This is a genomic window from Streptomyces canarius, from assembly GCF_014650735.1.
GTDB classification, from domain to species: Bacteria; Actinomycetota; Actinomycetes; order Streptomycetales; family Streptomycetaceae; genus Streptomyces; species Streptomyces olivaceoviridis.
In genome coordinates, this window is the sequence record NZ_BMVN01000018.1 from 55,549 (window position 1) to 75,695 (window position 20,147).

Consider the following 20,147-nt stretch of genomic DNA (forward strand, 5'->3'; position numbering starts at 1 on the left):
GGGCCCTGCGCCCAACGGCTACGGCGCCGGCCCCAGCAGCGCAGGGACGTCCGCGAAGGAGTCCAGGACATGGTCGGGGGTGCCGCTCGCCTCCTCGTGCGTCTCCGGCTGGTACTTGCCCGTCCTCACCAGCACCCCGGTCAGCCCGGCCCGCTGCGCCGCGAGCACGTCCGACTCGATGTCGTCGCCGACCATCAGCGCCCGCTCTGCGTCCACTCCCAGCCGGGCGAGCGCCGCCGCGAAGAACGCCGGGGACGGCTTGCCCGTGACCTCGGCCTCCACGCGCGCCGCCCGCTCCAGCCCCAGCAGGAACGCCCCCGAGTCCAGTTGCAGCCCGGCGTCGGTGCGCCAGTACAGGTTGCGGTGCATGGCGACCAGCCGCGCGCCCCGCTGCAACTCGCCGAACGCCCGGTTGAGCGCCGCGTAGTCGAACCCCGGCCCGGCGCCGCCGACCACGACCACGTCGGCGCCCTCCTCGACCAGCGTGACGTCGCCCAGGTCCGCGGCGATGTCCCCGCTGTTGAGCAGCAGGCACCGGGCGCCCGGATGACGCTCGGCGAGATGGGCGGCGGTGACGGCGGGCGCGGTCAGCACGTCCTGGGCGCCCACCTCGAAACCGGCCTCCGACAGGGTCGCGGCGATCGACGCCCGGGTCCGGGAGGTCGTGTTCGTCACCAGCGCCACGCCGAACCCGGCCGCGCGGATGCCGCGCAGCGCCTCCACCGCACCGGGCAGCGGCTTCCAGGACACGGTGAGGACCCCGTCGATGTCGATCAGGACGGCACGCACGGACGCCAAGGACTCCATGGCCCGACGGTAGCGACCCGGCCGGCGCACCGGCCCGTACGACCTCGTACGCTCACCCCTATGCCCGCCCACGTCCTGGTCCTCGGCGGCACCACCGAGGCCCGCCGCCTCGCCGCCGACCTCGCGGCCCGGCCCGGGGTGCGGGTCACCACCTCGCTCGCCGGCCGGGTCGCCCGGCCCGGGGCGCTGCCCGGCGAGGTACGGACCGGTGGCTTCGGCGGGCCGGAGGGCCTCGCCGACTGGCTGCGCGCGCACCGGGTGGACGCCCTCGTGGACGCCACCCACCCCTTCGCCGAGTCGATCACGGACCACGCGGCCCGTGCGGCACGGGCCACGGGCGTCCCCGCCGTCGTCCTGCGCCGCCCCGGCTGGCGGCCGGGCCCCGGCGACCGCTGGTACGACGTCCCGTCCCTGGCCGGAGCCGCAGAGGCCCTGCCCGGCCTCGGCCGCCGGGTGTTCCTCACCACCGGCCGCCTCGGGCTCGCGGCCTTCGCCCACCTCACGGACCTGCGCTTCCTCGTCCGCTCCGTCGACCCGCCCGAGCCCCCGCTGCCCCCGGACACCGCCGTCGTCCTGGCCCGGGGCCCCTTCACGGTCACCGGGGAGACGGAGCTCCTGCGCGCCCACCGGATCGACGTCCTGGTCACCAAGGACAGCGGCGGCGAGGCGACGGCCGCGAAGCTGACGGCGGCACGCGAGCTGGGCCTGCCCGTGGTCGTCGTACGCCGCCCCGCCCTGCCGGCCGGCGTGACCGCCGTACCGGACGTGGCGGGCGCCCTGGAACGGCTGGGCCTCAGCCCGGCCTGACGACGGTGGCCCGGAGCCGCTCGATGGCGCGCAGCACCTCGTCCCGGTTCCTGGCGCTCTTCGTCCAGGAGGGGGGACGGGCGAAGAGGGTCGTCTTCCGGCCGGTGTCGTACCCAGGGGCGCGTTCGCGCGGACCGGCCGCGACACAGCGCCGGACGAGGTCCAGCCGCCGCAGGTCGTACGCCCACACCCGGCCGTGCCGGGTCTCGCACCGGAGCCACAGCGGGGCACGGGGGTACGGGTCCCGCGCGGGTCCGCCGAACGCGAGTCGAACACCACGGACCGGCCGGCCCAGGTGCGGGACGGACCACAGGGACGGCAGACCGGGCACCGGGGTGCGAAGATCCACCGCTCCTCGGCCTCCGGCCGCCGCCGCACATGGGTCACGCCGTCGCAGCGGGGACGGCGCACCGGCACCGAGTCGAGGAGCCGGCCTTGGTGCCGCGCGGAGCGCGGAAGGGGAGGGGCGCGGCGGACGCGCCCCGAGTATCACGGCGTCCCGTCCCGGCCCGCACCTGATGTCAGCGCGCTGCTCCGCGCCACCGCCCGGCCGGGCCGCCGGCCCGCGCCTGCCTCCGGCCGGTGTGTCAGTCCCGCCCGTCCCGCGACGGACGCCGACGCAGCAGGTACGTGTCCATGATCCAGCCCTTGCGCTCCCGTGCCTCGGCCCGCAGCCGCTCGATGCGTGGAGCGGCCTCGGCGATCGGCCCGGAGACGAGGATCTCGTCCGGCGTGCCTATGTAGGCACCCCAGTAGATGTCCATGTCCTCCTCGGCGTACCGCCGGAAGACCTGGTGCGCGTCGAGCATCACGACCACGTCGTCGACGCCCTCCGGGAAGCCCTCGGCCAGCCGCCGCCCGGTGGTGATCTGCACCGGCCGGGCGACCCGGTTCAGCCCCGTGCGATGCCGGGCGACCAGCGCGGAGACACTGCTGACTCCGGGCACCACGTCGTACGTGAACGCCACCGCGCCCCGCTCCAGCACCTCCTCCAGGATGCCCAGCGTGCTGTCGTACAACGCCGGGTCCCCCCAGACGAGGAAGGCGCCCGTGCCGTCCTCGTCCAACTCCTCGGCGATCAGCCGCTCGTAGATCCCGGCGCGGGCACTGCGCCAGTCGCCGACGGCCGGGGAGTAGGCCGACCCGCCCGCCGTCCGGTCCCGCTCCGGGTCACGGGCCTCCACCACCCGGTACGACCCCTCGGGCAGGTGCGCGTCCAGCATGTCCCGGCGGAGCTGGGTGAGATCGCTCTTCACCTCGCCCTTGCCGAGCAGGAAGAACACGTCCGTGCTCCGCAGCGCCTTGACCGCCTGGAGGGTCAGCTGGTCGGGGTCGCCCGCGCCGATACCGATGACATGAATCTTTCGCACGCCCCGAGTCTGCCGCATCCCACTGACCATGCGTCCACCGCCTCCGCACAGCCTGCGACGACGGCCTGCTCGGCGCTGCGGGAGGTCCCCGGAGCGTGGGCCCGCCGGGCCCGTCGCGGAGGGCGCGGCTCAGGGGCGTCCGGCGGTCACGGCCCCAGGCGCGGGGCCTCGGTCTCGGCGTCGACCGGTGCCGAGTCGTCCTCCACCCGTCCCGCCAGCTCCCGGGCCCAGCGGGCGAGGCCCGGCAGGTCCAGTCCGTACAGGCGGTCCTCGCCGCGTTCGGCCGCCCACCCCTCGACCGCGCCGGCCCCCCGCCGCAGCAGCCGCGCCCCGCCGACGGCGTTCCCGCGGGCCGCGTGGGTGAGGCCCACCGCCAGCTGGGCCAGCCCCCGCCACAGCGCGCGCTCCTCCCGCGGACCCGACTTCCAGGCGTCCTCGAACACCTCGTGCGCGTGGAACGGCCGCCCCGAGGCCAGCAGCGCCCGCGCCTCGGCGACCGTGTCCTCCGGCGTCCGCAGGACCCCCTCCGGCTGCCGCGGGACGCCCTCGGCGCCGTACGGCAGCGGGCGTCCCAGCCCGTCCCGGGGCCGCGCGTTCCGCGCCCGCCCGGCCACGTCCCGGTCCCTGGCATCCGATGCGCCCGCGTTCGTCATACCGCCGATTGTCCCTCGCACCGCCGGGCCTCCTTCGGCGCACCCCCGGGCGTGGGGTAAAGTTCTGTCCGCACGATCACGCGGGGCACCGCGCGTGAGTGCGACGGGACGTGGCGCAGCTTGGTAGCGCACTTGACTGGGGGTCAAGGGGTCGCAGGTTCAAATCCTGTCGTCCCGACTTTGTGGGAGTCACAGGTCAGGGCCGGTTTCGGAAGCATCCGAGACCGGCCCTGACCTGTGTGTGGAGACCGGTCGGGGAGCCTGGCCGGCGTTCTGGGTGGCCGGGGGAGTCGAACCCCGCGTGGCATCGACCGCGTGGAGGGGTACCCGGCCGGGCAGCGCGTGAAGGACGACGACGCCTGGAGGCGTCCCCGATCCGTGGCGCACACGGCCGCGGCGGCCCGCGAACCGCCCCGAGCCCCACCCCCCCCACGAAACATAAGGACTTCCCCATGCACGGAGCAGTGATCCACGCCCCCGGAGACGTGCGCTTCGAGACCCTGGACGACCCGGAGATCCTGGAGCCGACGGACGCGGTCATCCGTACGGCCGTCACCTGTGTGTGCGGCACCGACCTGTGGCCCTGGCGCGGCCTGGACGCGACCGAGGAGGCACACCCCATGGGGCACGAGTACGTCGGCTTCGTCGAGGCGGTCGGCAGCGAGGTCACCTCGGTCGAGCCCGGCCAGTTCGCCGTCGGCTCGTTCGCGACCTCGGACAACACCTGCGCCAACTGCCGCAACGGATGGCAGTCCAACTGCGTGAACCGCGAGTTCATGACCACCTGCCAGGCCGAGTACGTGCGCATCCCCAACGCCCAGGGCACCCTGGTCGCCACCGAGGAGGTGCCGGGCGAGGAGTTCTGGCCCGGCCTGCTGGCCGTCTCCGACGTGATGGGCACCGGCTGGTACGCCGCCGAGGCCGCCGAGGTCAGGCCCGGCTCCACGGCCGTGGTGGTCGGTGACGGCGCGGTCGGGCTGTGCGGGGTGATCGCCGCGAAGGAGAAGGGCGCCGAGCGGATCATCGCCATGAGCCGGCACGAGTCCCGCCAGAAACTGGCCCGGGAGTTCGGCGCCACCGACATCGTCACCGAGCGCGGCGAGGACGGCGTCGCCCGGATCAAGGAGATGACCGACGGGATCGGCGTGGACTCGGTCCTGGAGTGCGTCGGCACCGGCCAGGCCATGCGGCAGGCCCTGCACTCGGCCCGGCCCGGCGGCAACGTCGGCTTCGTCGGCCTCCCGCACGAGGTGGCGATCGACGGGGAGGAGCTGTTCTTCACCCACGTCGGCCTGCGCGGTGGCCCCGCCCCCGTACGCCGCTACCTGCCCGACCTGATCGACCGCGTCCTGTCGGGCCGGATCGACCCGGGCAAGGTCTTCGACCTCACCCTGCCCCTGGAGCAGGTCGAGGAGGGCTACCGGGCCATGGACGAGCGGCGCGCCGTCAAGGCCCTCCTCACGCCCTGACCCACGCCGTGGACACGCCGGCGCCGAGGAGTACGGCGCCGGCCAGGGGTACGCCGCCTCCTCGACGAGGGGTACGCCGCCGGCCCGGCCGCCGAGCCGGGCCGGCGGTTCTTTTCACTGCTCTTCCTCCTGCCTCGGGTGCACGAGGCGGGGCGCGATTGCGTGGGCTGGGGGGACGGCGACGTCGTCGGTCTCGGGAAGGGGGAACAGGAGTTCCTCGAGTGCCGGTGTGATGAAGAGGAACGCGATCATCAGGACGGGCACGAGCAGGGCAATCAGGATCACAGCACCTCCCGGAGGTCGGTCTGTGGCACCTGGTTGGGCCGCTCCCAGCATGCGCCCGAACGGCGTAACGCGCATGTCGTCCCGCCGCGGGCCTGCGACGTGCGGGTTCTCTCCGGACGCGGGGAAATGCCCGCGTGGACGACCTGCCGTGCGGACATGGGTCAGGGGCGGCTCCGGTGGTGTCCCAAGCCGCCCCTCACCACTTCGCGCCCGGGGTCAGGGGGCCACGGCGCGGCCGGTCTGCGGGGAGATGCGGCCGGCGCACAGGCCCTTGCCGGCCAGCGTCTGTGCGATGCGCGGGATGGCCGCCAGGGTGTTGGCCGGCCACTCGTGCATGAGGATGATCTGGCCGTTGGTCAGCCGGGACACCGCCTGCACGATCGCGTCGGTGCTCGCGCCGTTCCAGTCCTGCGAGTCGACGTCCCAGATGATCTGCCTCAGGCCGTACTTGGCCTCCACCGCCTGGACGGTGGTGTTGGTCTCGCCGTACGGCGGGCGGAACAGTTGCGGCGTCCCGCCGCCGGCCGCGGCGATGGCCTGCTGGGTGCGGGAGATCTCGGAGTCGATCTGCGCCTGGCTCTGCTGGGTGAGGTGGGGATGGGTGTAGCTGTGGTTGCCGATCCACATCCCGGCGTTGGCCTCGGCCCGGACCTGGGCCGGGTAGGCGGCGGCGAACTGGCCCTCGTTGAACATCGTGGCCCGCAGCCCGTTCTGCCGCAGGGCGTTGAGCAGGGCCGGGGTGTGGTCGTTGGACGGGCCGTCGTCGAAGGTGAGCCCGACGTACCCGGAACAGGTGGCGGCGTGGGCCGGGGCGGCGTCGGTGACGGCGGTGACCGTGCCGGCCACGGCGGTCGCCGCGAGGGCCAGTCCGGTCAGCAGGGGGCGGGGCGCGGCACGCATGCGGGTGCGTCCTCCTCGGGTGGGCGGCGTGACCGCCGTGGGGGGATGGGACGGGACGGGAAGGGTCAGCCGCTCACCGTGAGGTTGGAGGAGCCGCTGCTCTGGTAGCCCTCGGTGGCGAGGATCATGTAGTAGCTGAAGCTGCCCAGTTGCATGCCGTAGCGGGCCCAGGCGTCGAAGTGGTTGCCGGTGGTGATGGTGCCGCCGGTCCTCTTGGACTGCCGGACGCTCCAGTACTGGTTGAAGGTCTTGGTGCCTTCCACGGAGGGGGCGTTGTACCGCGTCGTCTGGTAGACGTCGTACGTGCCGCCGTCGCTGGTGACCGTGCCCTTGTACGTTCCGGTGGGCCGGTAGTTGCCCCAGTTGTCGACGATGTAGTACTCGACGAGCGGGTTCGAGGTCCATCCGTACAGCGCCAGGTAGCCGTTGCCGGACGGGTAGAAGCTGCCCGAGTACTGCACGTTCCTGCGTCCGCCGTTGCTCCAGCCCTTGCCGGCGACGAAGTTGCCGCAGTTCGTCCACGAGGTGCTGTAGTTGCCGCCGGAGTTCAGGGTCATCGAGACCGAACCGCCGCCGTCGGTCCAGAAGGAGTAGTAGAACCCGTTGTTGGTGCCGGTCTGGTTGGTGGTGATGACCGTGGCGGCCTGAGCGGTGTCGGGCAGCAGCAGCCCGGACGCGGTCGTGGCCAGCGCGAGCGCGCCGGCGCGGTTGATGAAGCCCCTGCGGCTCATCGGGCGGGTGAGGGCGTGCTCCATGTCCATGGTGCCTCCTGGATGAGGTGGGTTGTCATGTTCGCGCCATACGCCGTGGCTGGGCCGTCCCCGTGGAGGGAGGGCTCGATTGCTGGAGAGTATGGGGCGGGTGCGAAAGGGCGGTCAATGCGTCTGTTTCCGAAACTTCATCGAAACTTGACGGGGAACTTCGGCATGTAGAGCCGCAAGTTTCGAAGTCGCTGGAAGGAGTGGCTGAAATGACGGTCGGCACGATGGTTGACGCGGAATCGGCGCCTGTTTAGCGTGACGCAACGCTCGTCAGGTATTACGAAACTTTCGATTTCCCACAGGAGTGCCCGTGACCCTGCCCCGCTCCCTCGCGGCCGTCGCCTCGGCCTGCTGCCTGACCCTGCTCCCCCTCGTCGCCGCGAGCCCCGCGAGCGCCTCCGGCGGCACCGCCGTACCGGACCGTCCGCTGCGGCAGCTCGCCGCCGACGACCACCTGCGGGTCGGCACCGCCGTCGACATGTCCGCGCTCGCCGACGACGCCGCCTACCGCCGGCTCGCGGGCTCCGAGTTCTCCACCGTCACCCCGGAGAACGTGATGAAGTGGGAGGCGATCGAGCCCCGCCAGGGGGAGTACGACTACGCGCCCGCCGACCGCCTGGTCGACTTCGCGCGCAAGCACGGCCAGAAGGTGCGCGGCCATGTCCTGGTCTGGCACAACCAGTTGCCGTCCTGGCTCACCTCCGGCGACTTCAGCGCCGACCAGCTGCGCGAGATCCTGCACCGTCACATCACCGACACCGTCCGGCACTTCAAGGGCAGGGTCTGGCAATGGGACGTGGTGAACGAGGCGTTCAACGAGGACGGCACCCTGCGGGACAGCATCTGGCTGCGCGAGCTCGGTCCCGGCTACATCGCCGACGCCTTCCGCTGGGCCCACGAGGCCGACCCGCACGCCCTGCTGTTCTACAACGACTACAACACCGAGTGGACGGGCCCGAAGAGCGACGCCGTCCACGATCTGGTCGGCCGCCTGCGCGCGGAGGGCGTTCCCGTCGACGGGGTCGGCTTCCAGGGACACCTCGGCATCCAGTACGGCCTGCCCACCGGCATGGCGGCCAACTTCGCCCGCTTCGACAAGCTCGGACTGGCCACCGCCGTCACGGAGGCGGACGTGCGCATGCCGCTGCCGGCCGACGCGGACAAGCTCGCCACGCAGGCCGAGGGCTACCGGCTCCTGCTCGACGCCTGTCTGCGCACCCGCCACTGCATCTCGTTCACCGTCTGGGGCTTCACCGACAAGTACTCCTGGGTCCCCGGCACGTTCCCCGGTGAGGGCGCCGCGAACCTGTACGACGAGGGCTACCGCCCGAAGCCGGCGTACCGCACGCTCCGGTCCGAACTGGCGGGCCGGGCGCGGGCCGGGGGTGCCGAGTAGCACGTGCGCTGGTGCCGTACGGACCGGCCGGCCCCTGGTGGCCGGCCGGTCCGTACGGCTGTGGCCCGATACGGCGGACGACGTGCCCCCGCGCATGTCCGCGGTGTGCCGGGCCGCCCGGGGGGCGCCGGTAGGGGCATGCCGCGCACGCGTGGGTGAACGACGCGAGCGGCCGTCCCTCGGTTCCGGCCCACGGGCGACCTCCGCTTGCCCCGGCGGACGAGGGCGCCACCGCCTCCTCGATGGCCGCCGGTGGCGGGCCGCCGGCCCGGGAGGGCCCGCCGGTCCGGCCGCGACGGTGTCCGACACGGTGAGCCGGCAGGCCTGTTCCGCTGGGGCGGTGCTTGCTGCGGCGGGCCGGGTCGTCCGTTTCCGCCGCGCCGATGCCCGCCTCTTGAGGGGCGAGGCCATGCCGCTCGCCCGTCCGCCGTACCCGGGGCGAGCCGGTCACCGCCCCTCAGCCCGGCACGTTCGCCTACGCCGTCGGCGGAACCGGCGGCCCCGTCGCCTCCCCGTGCCCCCTCAACGCCCCGCGGGCGGTGCCGTGCTCTGGCGTACCACCAAGTGGGTGGCCAGTTCGATGCGCAGGGCCGCCTTCTTGGTGTCCTTCGGCCGCAGCAGCATCCGGGCCGCCTCCTCGGCCATGCGCTGGAGGGGCTGTTGCACGGTGGTCAGCGGGGGGCTCGACCAGCGGGCCGGTGGTACGTCGTCGTAGCCGACCACCGACAGGTCCCCGGGGACGCTCAGACCGAGGACCCGGGCCGCCTCCAGGACGCCCAGCGCCTGGAGGTCGCTCCCGGCGAAGATCGCCGTGGGACGGTCGGGCCGCCGCAGCAGGTCCATGGCGTGTTCGAAGCCGCCCTGGACGTGGAAGTCGCCGAACCGTACCAGCCCGGGGTCCGGTTCATGACCGGCCATCGCCATCGCGGAGCGGTATCCGTCCAGCCGGGCCAGTGAGCACATCAGGTCCTCGGGGCCGGTGATGATGGCGACGCGTTCGTGTCCCTGGTCGGTGAGGTGGCGGGTGGCGGCGACTCCGCCGGCCCAGTTGGCCGAACCGACGGACGGGACGTCGGGGTCGGGATCGCCCGCCGGGTCCACGATGACGAACGGAATGGCGCGGGACCGCAGTTGCCGCTTCACGTCCTCCGGCACGGTGGAGAAGACCAGCAGCACCCCGAGGGGGCGACGCCGCAGTACGCCCCCGATCCACTCGGGCCCGGGAGCCTGCCGGGTGCCGCTCTCGGTGAGCGCGACGGTCGCGTCGTTCTGCTTGGCGACGTTCTCCACCCCGCGGATGAGCTCCATCGCCCAGACGCTCTCCAGCTCGTGGAAGACGATCTCGATCAGCGGGGCCTGCGGCTGTCCCGGGGTGCGCCGGCGGTAGCCGTGGGCCTCCAGCAGCCGTTCGACCTTGGCGCGGGTCGCGGGGGATACATCCGAACGACCGTTGAGGACCTTCGAAACTGTCGGCAGTGAGACGCCGGCCTCCCGTGCCACGGCTGCCAAGGTGACTCTGTGACCGACCTGGGCTTCTTCGCGCATGGCCGCAGCATAGGCCACTCCGCCGGATAACGGTTTGGCCGCGTAGGTGCACGACCGTTGACCATTTCTTCCCTCCGCTCCTACTGTCCAGCGCATGACTTTCGGGTCTAGAGCCGAAACTTTCGGAAGGCGGATGATCATGCGTACACGGATGCCCCGGGTGCTCGCCTGCGGTGCGACGCTCGCGCTCGCGGCGAGTCTCGCCGCTTGCGGGAACGGCAGCGGCGGGGGTTCCTCGAACGACGGCAAGATCCATGTGCTGGTGTACGGGGACGCCAGCAACAAGGTCGAGAAGCAGATCGTCGATACCTTCAACAAGACGTCGAAGGTCAAGGCCGTCCTGGACACCATCCCCGGCGCCGACTACCAGCAGAAGTTGCAGACGATCATCAACACGCCCCAGGCGCCGGACGTCTTCTTCAACTGGGGCGGCGGCAGCATCCAGCCGTTCGTCAAGGCCGGGCTGCTGATGCCGCTGGACGACTTCGTCAAGAAGGACCCGAACCTCGACGACAAGTTCCTGCCGAGCGTCTACAACAGCGCGGTCGTCGACGGAAAGCCGTACGGCATCCCCATGCGCGGGACGCAGCCGGTGCTGCTGTTCAGCAACAAGAACGTGCTCGACAAGGCGGGCGTCAAGCAGCCCCAGACCTGGGACCAGCTGCTCGACGCCGTCAAGAAGCTCAAGTCCTCGGGCGTCACCCCCATCGCCCTCGGCGGCGGCGACCAGTGGCCGACGCTGATGTGGTTCGAGTACGTCTACGACCGTGTGGCCGGCCCCGAGCTGTTCCAGAAGGCCCTGAGCGGCGACAAGGACGCCTGGGCGAGCGCGGACAGCAAGAAGGCGCTCGGCATGCTCAAGGAGCTGGTCGACACCGGCGCCTTCGGCAAGAACTACGACTCGGTGAAGTACACCAACGGCGCCTCGCCCGCGCTGGTGGCCCAGGGCAAGGCCGGCTTCGAGCTGATGGGGTCCTGGTACTACGCGCAGCAGCAGCAGGACGCGAAGGACTTCGCCGCCAAGGGGCTCGGCTACAGCACGTTCCCGACGATCACCGGCGGCAAGGGTGACCCGACCGACGTCGTCGGCAACACCAACAACTTCTACTCGGTGCTGAAGAAGACCAAGCACCCCGAGGCGGTCGCCGAGTTCCTGAAGCTGATGTACTCCGACGAGTTCGTCAAGGCCCAGATGGCCATCGGCAACCTGCCCACCACCACGAACACCCAGAAGTTCCTGGACACCTCGGCCAGCCCCGAGTACTCCCGCTTCCAGTACGACCTCGTCGCCAAGGCCAAGTCCTTCCAGCTCTCCTGGGACCAGGCCTTCCCGCCGTCGGCCATGACGCCGATCCACCAGGCCGTCCAGCAGTTCTTCAACGGACAGCTCGACGCGGACGGCTTCATCAAGGCCATGCAGGCCCTCCCGACCGAATGAACCGCTCATGACCACACAGCTCACGAGTGCTCCGCCCTCCGCCGTGCCTGCCAAGAAGGCCCGACGGCGGCCGGAGGACTCCTACACCGCACGCGGCACGCGCCCCGGCTTCGGCTGGGCGCTGCCCGCCACCCTGTTCTTCGCCCTCTTCGCCCTCGTACCGCTGATCATGGTGGCGGTGCTGTCCTTCATGAGCTGGAACGGCCTGGGGTCACCGCAGTTCGTCGGGACGGACAACTGGGAGCGCATCCTCGACGACCCCGTCATGATCAAGAGCATTTGGCTCACCCTGCTGCTCACCGCCCTGGGCGTGGCCATCCAGACCCCGCTGAGCATCGTGCTCGGCGTCTGGGCCGCGGGACACCAGCGCAACCGCGCCGTCCTCTCGGCGATCTACTTCATCCCGCTGCTGCTGTCCTCCACCGCGGTGTCGGTGCTCTGGCGGGCGCTGCTCGACCCCAACTTCGGCATCCCCGCGCGCATGACCTGGCTGTTCGGGGACGGCAACCTGTTCGGTGAGCAGGCCTCGGCCATCGGGGTGCTGGCCTTCGTCAGCACCTGGCAGTTCACGCCGTTCCACACGCTGATCTACCAGGGCGCCGCCCGGGCGATCCCGCCGGTGCTGTACCAGGCGGCGGAGATCGACGGCGCGGGACGCTACCGCCAGTTCTTCCACATCACCCTGCCGCAGCTGCGCAACTCGATCGTCACCTCGATGATCCTGATGATCGTCGGCGGGCTCACCACGTTCGAGACCGTGCTCATCCTGACCCAGGGCGGACCGGGCACCGACACCACGATCAGCGCCTACTACATGTACCAGAAGGCCTTCAAGGGCTTCGACTTCGGCGCCGGCTCGGCCATCGCCCTGTGCCTGGTCGTCGCCGCCACGGTGGTCTCGCTGATCGTCGTCCGCGTCTCCGGCTACGACAAGATGCGCAGCGACATGGAGGGGGTGTCATGAGGCGCCGCCCCAACTACCTGGCCGGAACGGGCTCGATCTTCTGGCTCGTCCTGGTGGGTCTGCCGCTGTACGTGATGCTCGCGGCGACCCTGCGCACTCGGCAGGACTACGCGAAGAAGGGCCCGCTGTCCTTCCCCGGCGACTTCACCCTCGACAACTACACCGGGGCGTTCGACTCGGGCTTCGGGCAGTACTTCCTCAACACCATCATCGTCACCGTCTGCGTCGTCGGCGTGGTGCTGCTGCTCGTACCGCCCCTGGCCTACGCGATCGTACGCAGCCGCAGCCGGGTCACCTCGCAGATCTTCCGGCTGTTCCTGCTGGGCCTCGCCATCCCCGCCCAGGCCGTCATCGTGCCGATGTTCTACCTGATCAGCGAGGCGGGCCTGTACGACAACCTCCTCGGGGTCATCCTGCCCACGGCCGCGTTCTGTCTGCCGATGTCCGCGCTGATCCTCAGCGGCTCCATGCGCGACATCTCACCGGAGCTGTTCGAGGCCATGACGGTGGACGGAGCGACCCCGCGGCGGATGTTCTTCCAGCTCGTCGTGCCGCTCTCGCGCGGCGGCCTGTCCACGATCGTGGTGTTCTCCGCGCTCCAGGCATGGAACGGCTTCCTGTTCCCGCTCGTCCTGACCCAGTCCGACTCGACCAAGGTCATCACCCTGGGTCTGTACAACTTCCAGACCGAACACGGGATCGACATCCCCGGCCTGCTGGGAGCCGTGACGCTGTCCATGGTGCCCGTCCTGCTCGTCTACCTGTTCGCCCGCCGTGCCCTCGTCCAGGGCCTGATGGGCATGGGAGGAAAGTGACCACCAACGTGGCCGTAGAGACCACCCCCGAGATCCCCCTCTGGAACGACCCGACCCAGGACATCGGCACCCGCGTGTCCGCGCTGATCGACGCGATGACCGTCGAGGAGAAGATCGCCCAGCTGTACGGCGTGTGGGTCGGCGCGTCCGACGAGGGCGGCGAAGTCGCCCCGCACCAGCACGACATGGAGGAGGCCGTCGACCTCGACGCGCTCCTGCCGGCCGGGCTCGGCCAGCTGACCCGCCCCTTCGGCACGGCGCCCGTCGACCCCGCGCTCGGCGCGCTCTCCCTGCTGCGCACCCAGACCCGGATCGCCGCCGCGAACCGCTTCGGCATCCCCGCCCTGGCCCACGAGGAGTGCCTGGCCGGATTCGCCACCTGGGGCGCCACCGCCTACCCCGTCCCGCTGTCCTGGGGCGCCACCTTCGACCCCGCCCTCATCCGCCGGATGGCCGCCGCCATCGGCCGCGACATGCGGTCCGTCGGCGTCCACCAGGGCCTCGCGCCCGTCCTGGACGTGGTGCGGGACGCCCGCTGGGGCCGTGTCGAGGAGACCATCGGAGAGGACCCCTACCTCGTCGGCAGCATCGGCACCGCCTACGTCCAGGGCCTCCAGTCCGCCGGTGTCGTCGCCACCCTGAAGCACTTCGCCGGCTACTCCGCCTCCCGCGCCGGGCGCAACCTCGCCCCCGTCGGCATGGGCCCGCGCGAGCGGGCGGACGTCCTGCTGCCCCCCTTCGAGATGGCGGTGCGCGAGGGCGCGGCCGACTCCGTCATGCACGCCTACACCGACACCGACGGCATGCCCTCGGCGGCCGACGAGGACCTGCTCACCGGGCTGCTCCGGGACACCTGGGGCTTCGAGGGCACGGTCGTCGCCGACTACTTCGGCATCGCCTTCCTCCGCATCCTGCACGGCGTCGCCGGCGACTGGGCGGACGCGGCGGGCACGGCCCTGCGCGCGGGCGTCGACGTGGAACTGCCCACCGTCAAGACGTTCGGCGCGCCCCTCGCCGAAGCCGTCGCCGACGGCCGGGTACCGGAGGCGCTGATCGACCGCGCGCTGCGCCGGGTGCTCCTCCAGAAGGCCCGGCTCGGCCTGCTCGACGCCGACTGGAACCCGGTCCCGGCCGCCCTCGGCGGAGCGGACCTGGACGACCCCGACGCCCTGCGCGGCACCGTCGACCTGGACTCCGCCGAGAACCGGGAACTGGCCCGCACGGTCGCCGAGGAAGCGGTCGTCCTGCTGCGCAACGACGGCACCCTGCCCCTCGGCCGGCCGCGCCGCATCGCCCTGATCGGGCCCAACACGACCGAGCCCACGGCCGTACTGGGCTGCTACTCCTTCCCCCAGCACGTCGGCGTGCACCACCCCCAGACCCCGCCCGGCATCGACCTGCCGACCCTGGAGGACGCCCTCCGGAGCGAGTTCCCCGACGCGGAGTTCACCGTCGTACGCGGCACCGGCGTGGACGACGGGGACATCCTCGGCATCGCCGAGGCCATCGACACCGCGCGCCGGGCCGACGTCGTCGTCGCGGCGCTCGGCGACCGCGCGGGCCTCTTCGGCCGGGGCACCAGCGGCGAGGGCTGCGACGTCGAGTCCCTGGCCCTGCCCGGCGCCCAGCAGCGCCTGCTCGACGCGCTGCTCGACACCGGCACCCCCGTGGTGACGGTCCTGCTGGCCGGCCGGCCCTACGCCCTCGGCCGCGCCGTGGACGAGGCAGCCGCCATCGTGCAGTCCTTCTTCCCCGGGGCGGAGGGCACCACGGCCATCGCCGGCGTGCTCAGCGGCCGGACCAACCCCTCCGGACGGCTGCCCGTCAGCGTGCCGCGCGGTACCGGCAGCCAGCCCGCCGGCTACCTCGGCGCCCGGCTCGCCCAGGCCAGCGACGTGTCCAACATCGACCCCACGGCGGCCTTCGCGTTCGGACACGGGCTGTCGTACACGTCCTTCGAGTGGGGCGGGCTGACCGTCGACCGGCCGGAGGCGGACACGAGCGGCGCGTTCTCCCTCGCCCTGACCGTGCGCAACACGGGGGAGCGGGAGGGCACCGAGGTCGTCCAGCTCTACCTGCACGACCCGGTCGCCTCCGTCGTCCAGCCGGTGCAGCGCCTCGTCGGCTACGCGCGGGTGCCGCTCGCCCCGGGCGAGGCCCGCCGGCTGCGGGTCACCGTGCCGGCCGACCTGGCCTCCTTCACCGGCCGCGACGGGCGCCGGGTGGTCGAACCGGGCGAACTGGAGCTGCGGCTGGCGGCGTCCAGCAGCGACGCCCGGCTGACGGCGACGGTCACCCTGACCGGCCCCGCACGCCCGGTGGACCACACCCGCCGGTTCCACGCGCGCTTCGAGCAGGAGCCCGCGCACCCTGCCGCGTGACCCACCACCGCGCCGTGGCCCGCTCCCCGCACGCCCGGGGAACGGGCCACGGCGCGCTCAGCCCCGCTCCACGGTGACGGTCACCAGACCGCCCGGGGCGGCCGTCACCCGGGCCCGGCCGGCCGTCCGGCGTACGACGCTCGCGCCGCCGTCGGCCGTGATCCGCCAGGCGCCCGGCGGCAGGGACAGTTCCGTCACCCGGGAACCGCGCGGCGCCGCGCGGTAGACCAGCCGGTACACGCCCGTCCCGGCGTCGTACGCGGCGGAGCGGACCGTGCCCGCCACGGCCTCCGCGTACGGCTCGGCGGTCAGCTCCTTGTGGGCGTGGAAGGCGCCGGTGCCGTCCAGCGCGCAGTACCCGCCGCCGTAGCACCACACATAGCCCGCCCAGCCGGACGTGTAGCGGCTCAGGGAGGCCATCGCGTCCCGGTAGAAGCGGTCCATGTGCGGCAGCGAGCTGTCCGGCGGACCCCACTCGCCGACCACCACCGGGACCCGGTACCGCTTCGGGTACGCGGTGACGGCCCGCTCGTACGCCTCGATCCAGCCGGCCCCGGGGTCGTAGTCGGCGCCCGCCTCCATGGCCGTGTCGTAGAAGTGCGGCGCGTACACGACCCGGGGATCGTGGACGCGGCCGAGTCCGGTCGGTACGCCCTCGCCCACGACCGGGGTCGGCTCCACGAACAGCCAGGCGTCCCGGTCGGCCGAACGGACGGCGTCGGCGAGGCGGTCGTACATCGGCGTGAGCTGCTCGCGTTCGATGCGGCGCGCGGCCGTCGGCAGGTCCTCCCCGGGCTTCGGCTCGCCCATCGGCTCGTTGATCAGGTCGTAGCCGAGCACGGCCGGGTGGCGGGCGAAGCGGGCGGCGAGGGTGCGCCACATCCCGGCCTGGGCGCGCCGGAGGTCCTCGTCCTCGTAGAGATGGGTGAACGCGCGCTGCACGGCGGGTTCGAAGTACTCGGCGAACCAGTCGTCCGGGTGCGCGGTGAACGGCAGCCCGTCCGTCCGGGTCGCCCACTCGGGTATGCCGCGGTGGCCGAAGGCGGGTCCGAAGACGTCCTGGTGGGCGTCGATGACGACCTTCACGTCATGGCGCCCGGCCCAGTCCAGGACGCGCTCGATCTTTTGCAGGTAAGCGCGGCTGTACCGGCCCGGTGCGGGCTCCAGGTCGTCCCAGAAGACCAGCAGCCGGGCGAAGTCGAAGCCCCGGGCCCGCAGGTCGCGCAGATGGCGTTCGGTCACGGCGGTCAGGGCGTCCTCGCCCCGGTGCGCCTTGTCCTCGATGTTCCAGCCGCGCAGGGTGAGCACCCGTCCGTTCCGGTCGGTGAGCCGGGGGATGTCCGACCCGGTCTCCTCGGCGTGGGCGGTGGCGGGGGTCAGGAGGGCGGCGAGGACCGCGCCCGCCGTCAGCATCGCTCGCAGCACGGAAACCTCCGGGAAGCCGGCGTCGAGTTCCTTGACTTCGTGTGCACTTCAAGCTGAACACTCCCGTGCTACCAGCCATGCACGGGGAGGACCACATGAAGTACCGCACCATCGGCACCGATCCGGCCACCCGCCGGGAGGTGAGCGTGCTCGCGCTCGGCGCGATGCTGTTCGGGTCGCGCACCGACGAGAAGACCTCCTTCGCCGTCCTCGACCGCTATGTCGAGGCCGGCGGGACCTTCATCGACACCTCCGACAACTACGCCTTCTGGGAGGACGGCGGCCAGGGCGGTCAGAGCGAGGAACTGCTCGGGCGGTGGCGGCGCAGCCGGGGCGTCGGCGACGAGATCGTCATCGCCACCAAGCTCGGCGCCCGGCCCCTCGCCCCCGGCACCAGCTACACCGGCAACGCCGAGGGACTGTCCGCCGAGGTCATCCGGGAGTCGGCCGAACGCAGCCGGGAACTGCTGGGCGTGGACCGGCTGGACCTGCTCTACGCGCACATAGAGGACCCCGCCGTCCCGCTCGCGGAGACCGTCGAGGGCTTCGCCGCGCTCGTCGCCGAGGGCACCGTCGGCCTGCTCGGCGTCAGCAACCACGCCGTGTGGCGGGTGGAACGGGCCCGCGCCCTCGCGGCGGCGGCGGGACTGCCGGGGTACGAGGTGCTCCAGTACCAGCACAGCCATCTGCGCCCGCGCACGGACGTGCCGAGCGAGCTGTTCCCGGACGGCAGCCTCGGCGGCGCGGACGCCCAGCTCCTGAACTACCTGCGGGCGGAGCCGGGGTTGACCCTGGTCGCCTACTCACCGCTGCTCACCGGCGCCTACACCCGCGCCGACAAGCCGCTGCCGCCGGACTACGACCACCCCGGCACCCCGGCCCGGCTCGCGGTGCTGCGCGAGGTGGCCCGGGAGACCGGGGCGACCGTCAACCAGGTCGTGCTCGCCTGGCAGCTGGGCGGTGAGCTGCCCGTGATCCCGCTCGTCGGCGCCTCCTCGGTGGCCCAGCTCGACGAGAACCTCGCCGCCGTCGGCCTGGAACTCACCGGGGAACAGCGCGCCCGGCTGGACGCGGCTCACTGAGCCGCGCCGCCTACCGGTCGCGTGGTTCGCGGACGACGGCCACGTCGCCGGGGGCGACGGTGACCGTGCCGGTCGTCTCCTTGCCGGTCAGCAGCTCGAACGAGCCGTGGCGCACCGGGACTTCGGCACCCCGGCCGGTGTGGTCGATGACGAACAGGTAGTCCGCCTGCGGACCGCGCCGGCGGGCCACCTCCACCCCGGGCGGGGCGGTCCGCACCGGCGTCACGCCCGCCTCCTCGCGGACGCGGTCCAGCAGTGCGGCCAGCGTGACCGGGTCCGGCAGGGTGGCCAGGTACCAGGCGGACCCGGTGCCGTGCGCGAGCCGGGTCACCGCCGGAACCCCCGCCAGGGGTCCGTCGGCGTACGAGGCGACCGCCTCGGCACCCGCGAGCCGCAGCCGCTCCGACCACAGGGAGCCCGTCGCCCCGACCGGCACGGCACCGGTCAGCGCCACCGGCTCGCCGGGCAGCAGCGGGAACGGCTCGTCGGAGCGCACGCCCAGCACCTCCCGGAACGCTCCGGGGTAACCACCCAGCCGGGCATGGCAGTTCTCGTCCACCGCCCCGCTGTGGAAGCCGACCGCAAGGGTGCCGCCGTCCGCGGCGTACGACGTGAGGGTGGCCGCGCCCGCCTCGTCGACCAGGTACAGGCTCGGGGCCAGCACCAGCCGGTAGCCGGTCAGGTCCGCGTCCGGCCGGACGAAGTCCACGGCCACGCCCGACCGCCACAGCGGCTCGTACCAGGCCCGCACCAGGTCCAGGTAGCACAGCTCGCCGCTCGGCTGGGAGGGGAGCTCCAGGGCCCAGCGGGCGTCCCAGTCCCAGACGATCGCGACCTCGGCGGTGCCGGTGCTGCCGCGCACCTCGGCCAGCGCCTTCAGATCGGCGCCGAGCCGGACCACGTCCCGCCAGATCTGGCTGTCCGTCCCGGCGTGCGGCACCATCGCCGAGTGCCACTGCTCGGCACCCGCCTTGGACTGGCGCCACTGGAAGTAGGCGATGCCGTCCGCGCCGCGCGCCACGTGGGCGAGCGCGTCCCGGCGCAACTGGCCGGGGTTCTTCGCTCGGTTGACGGGCTGCCAGTTCACCGCGCCGGTCGAGTGCTCCATCAGCAGCCACGGGCCGTCCGCGAGCGAGCGCGTCAGATCGCCGCTGAGCGCGATGTCGATCTGCGGCTCGGGGTCCGTGGACCGGAGGTAGTGGTCGTTGGAGACGATGTCCAGCTCGGGCGCCCAGCGCCAGTAGTCCAGGGCGTCGAAGCTGAAGTTCACCATGAAGTTGGTGGTGGCCGGGATCGCGGGCGCCGCCGCCCGCAGCAGGTCCCGTTCCGCCGTGTACAGCGACAGCAGCTCGTCGGAGCAGAACCGCCGCCAGTCCAGCTGGTGCGTCGGGTTGGACACGGCGCCGGTGGCGCGCGGCGGCAGGATCTCCTCCCAGTCGTAGTACCACTGGGACCAGAACGCGGTGCCCCAGGCGTGGTTGAGGGCCGCCAGGTCGTCGCCGTAGCGGTCGCGCAGCCAGCGCCGGAAGGCCGCCGCGCTGGTGTCGCAGTAGCAGGCCGCGTTGTGGCAGCCGTACTCGTTGTGCACGTGCCACATGCGGACGGCCGGGTGGTCCGCGTACCGGTCGGCGAGCGCGCCCGCGATGCGCAGCGCGGCCTGCCGGTAGGCGGGGCTGGACGGGCAGAACGTCTGGCGGCTGCCGTAGGAGAGGGTACGGCCGTCCCGGTCGGCCGGCAGCGCCTCCGGGTGGGCCCGGAAGAACCAGGCCGGCGGCGCCGCCGTGGGCGTGGCGAGGTCGGCGGCGATGCCGTTCTCGTGCAGCAGGTCCAGGACCTTGTCCAGGCGCGAGAAGTCGTACACCCCCTCGGACGGCTCCAGCAGCGCCCAGGAGAAGATGCCGACGCTGACCAGGTTCACCCCGGCCTCGCGCATCAGGCGCATGTCCTCGGCCCACACCTCCTCGGGCCACTGCTCGGGGTTGTAGTCGCCGCCGTAGGCGAGGCCGGGGACGGACAGGGTGCGCTTCACGGGGATCTCTTTCACGTGCG

The 20,147-nt window shown here is 72.5% G+C and carries 17 protein-coding genes, 1 tRNA gene and 1 pseudogene; 9 read left to right on the forward strand and 10 right to left on the reverse strand.

What is annotated here, in order from left to right; genetic code table 11:
- Positions 1-18 precede the first annotated feature (18 nt).
- Positions 19-798, reverse strand: coding sequence for an HAD-IIA family hydrolase (locus IE294_RS24605; RefSeq protein WP_189889725.1), 780 nt, complete (start codon positions 796-798; stop codon positions 19-21).
- A 69-nt stretch (positions 799-867) separates the two neighbouring features.
- Between IE294_RS24605 and IE294_RS24610 the strand changes: the two genes are divergently transcribed.
- On the forward strand, positions 868-1,614 hold the full coding sequence (locus IE294_RS24610; protein ID WP_189889555.1) for a cobalt-precorrin-6A reductase: 747 nt from the start codon (positions 868-870) through the stop codon (positions 1,612-1,614).
- Here the strand turns inward: IE294_RS24610 and IE294_RS24615 are convergent.
- The 3 genes from IE294_RS24615 to IE294_RS24625 all read right to left on the reverse strand — a co-directional run bounded on the left by IE294_RS24615 (position 1,601) and on the right by IE294_RS24625 (position 3,637).
- Complete coding sequence (locus tag IE294_RS24615) at positions 1,601-1,963, reverse strand: hypothetical protein (protein ID WP_229917323.1); 363 nt, start codon at positions 1,961-1,963, stop codon at positions 1,601-1,603. The two genes, IE294_RS24610 and IE294_RS24615, sit on opposite strands and share 14 nt — an antisense overlap.
- Before the next feature lie 238 nt (positions 1,964-2,201).
- Positions 2,202-2,984 (reverse strand): precorrin-6A synthase (deacetylating), encoded by a 783-nt coding sequence (gene cobF, locus IE294_RS24620; RefSeq protein WP_229917324.1) that lies wholly within the window; start codon positions 2,982-2,984, stop codon positions 2,202-2,204.
- Positions 2,985-3,130: 146 nt separating this feature from the next.
- Positions 3,131-3,637 carry a DUF309 domain-containing protein gene (locus IE294_RS24625; RefSeq protein WP_189889559.1) on the reverse strand — a complete coding sequence of 169 codons (507 nt, stop codon included), beginning with the start codon at positions 3,635-3,637 and terminating at the stop codon, positions 3,131-3,133.
- Positions 3,638-3,741: 104 nt separating this feature from the next.
- Between IE294_RS24625 and IE294_RS24630 the strand changes: the two genes are divergently transcribed.
- Together IE294_RS24630 and IE294_RS24635 are read left to right on the forward strand one after the other, a co-directional pair.
- A tRNA-Pro gene (locus IE294_RS24630) sits at positions 3,742-3,815 on the forward strand.
- Positions 3,816-4,089: 274 nt separating this feature from the next.
- Positions 4,090-5,106 carry a zinc-dependent alcohol dehydrogenase family protein gene (locus IE294_RS24635; protein ID WP_229917325.1) on the forward strand — a complete coding sequence of 339 codons (1,017 nt, stop codon included), beginning with the start codon at positions 4,090-4,092 and terminating at the stop codon, positions 5,104-5,106.
- A gap of 114 nt (positions 5,107-5,220) precedes the next feature.
- Here the strand turns inward: IE294_RS24635 and IE294_RS24640 are convergent, their stop codons facing one another.
- The 3 genes and pseudogenes from IE294_RS24640 to xynA all read right to left on the reverse strand — a co-directional run bounded on the left by IE294_RS24640 (position 5,221) and on the right by xynA (position 7,052).
- The gene (locus tag IE294_RS24640) at positions 5,221-5,391 is read right to left on the reverse strand and encodes a hypothetical protein (protein WP_189889561.1); all 171 of its coding nucleotides are present in this window, start codon (positions 5,389-5,391) and stop codon (positions 5,221-5,223) included.
- Positions 5,392-5,610: 219 nt separating this feature from the next.
- Positions 5,611-6,291: pseudogene (locus IE294_RS24645) on the reverse strand (polysaccharide deacetylase family protein); the annotation flags it as partial.
- A gap of 65 nt (positions 6,292-6,356) precedes the next feature.
- On the reverse strand, positions 6,357-7,052 hold the full coding sequence (gene xynA / locus IE294_RS24650; RefSeq protein WP_014676256.1) for an endo-1,4-beta-xylanase XynA: 696 nt from the start codon (positions 7,050-7,052) through the stop codon (positions 6,357-6,359).
- 310 nt (positions 7,053-7,362) lie between these two features.
- Between xynA and IE294_RS24655 the strand changes: the two genes are divergently transcribed.
- The gene (locus IE294_RS24655) at positions 7,363-8,448 is read left to right on the forward strand and encodes an endo-1,4-beta-xylanase (protein WP_189889565.1); all 1,086 of its coding nucleotides are present in this window, start codon (positions 7,363-7,365) and stop codon (positions 8,446-8,448) included.
- A gap of 522 nt (positions 8,449-8,970) precedes the next feature.
- On the opposite strand, the gene IE294_RS24660 is transcribed toward IE294_RS24655, so the two are convergent.
- Complete coding sequence (locus IE294_RS24660) at positions 8,971-9,993, reverse strand: LacI family DNA-binding transcriptional regulator (RefSeq protein WP_189889567.1); 1,023 nt, start codon at positions 9,991-9,993, stop codon at positions 8,971-8,973.
- A 133-nt stretch (positions 9,994-10,126) separates the two neighbouring features.
- Here IE294_RS24660 and IE294_RS24665 point away from each other — a divergent pair, with 133 nt between their 5' ends.
- The 4 genes from IE294_RS24665 to IE294_RS24680 are packed head-to-tail and all read left to right on the forward strand — an operon-like array spanning position 10,127 to position 15,591.
- Positions 10,127-11,431 (forward strand): ABC transporter substrate-binding protein, encoded by a 1,305-nt coding sequence (locus IE294_RS24665; RefSeq protein ID WP_189889570.1) that lies wholly within the window; start codon positions 10,127-10,129, stop codon positions 11,429-11,431.
- 7 nt (positions 11,432-11,438) lie between these two features.
- Positions 11,439-12,395, forward strand: a complete 957-nt coding sequence (locus IE294_RS24670; RefSeq protein ID WP_189819120.1) for a carbohydrate ABC transporter permease — start codon at positions 11,439-11,441, stop codon at positions 12,393-12,395.
- Positions 12,392-13,210 carry a carbohydrate ABC transporter permease gene (locus IE294_RS24675; protein ID WP_189889572.1) on the forward strand — a complete coding sequence of 273 codons (819 nt, stop codon included), beginning with the start codon at positions 12,392-12,394 and terminating at the stop codon, positions 13,208-13,210. The genes IE294_RS24670 and IE294_RS24675 overlap by 4 nt, the downstream gene beginning before the upstream one ends.
- Complete coding sequence (locus tag IE294_RS24680) at positions 13,207-15,591, forward strand: beta-xylosidase/alpha-l-arabinosidase (RefSeq protein WP_189889574.1); 2,385 nt, start codon at positions 13,207-13,209, stop codon at positions 15,589-15,591. The genes IE294_RS24675 and IE294_RS24680 overlap by 4 nt, the downstream gene beginning before the upstream one ends.
- Before the next feature lie 57 nt (positions 15,592-15,648).
- On the opposite strand, the gene IE294_RS24685 is transcribed toward IE294_RS24680, so the two are convergent.
- Positions 15,649-17,004, reverse strand: coding sequence for a cellulase family glycosylhydrolase (locus tag IE294_RS24685; RefSeq protein WP_373315847.1), 1,356 nt, complete (start codon positions 17,002-17,004; stop codon positions 15,649-15,651).
- Between the two features lie 107 nt (positions 17,005-17,111).
- Here IE294_RS24685 and IE294_RS24690 point away from each other — a divergent pair, with 107 nt between their 5' ends.
- Entirely contained in the window at positions 17,112-18,098 is a 987-nt protein-coding gene (locus tag IE294_RS24690) for an aldo/keto reductase (protein ID WP_189889578.1), read from the forward strand.
- 10 nt (positions 18,099-18,108) lie between these two features.
- Here the strand turns inward: IE294_RS24690 and IE294_RS24695 are convergent, their stop codons facing one another.
- Positions 18,109-20,127, reverse strand: a complete 2,019-nt coding sequence (locus tag IE294_RS24695; RefSeq protein ID WP_189889580.1) for a beta-galactosidase — start codon at positions 20,125-20,127, stop codon at positions 18,109-18,111.
- Positions 20,128-20,147 lie beyond the last annotated feature (20 nt).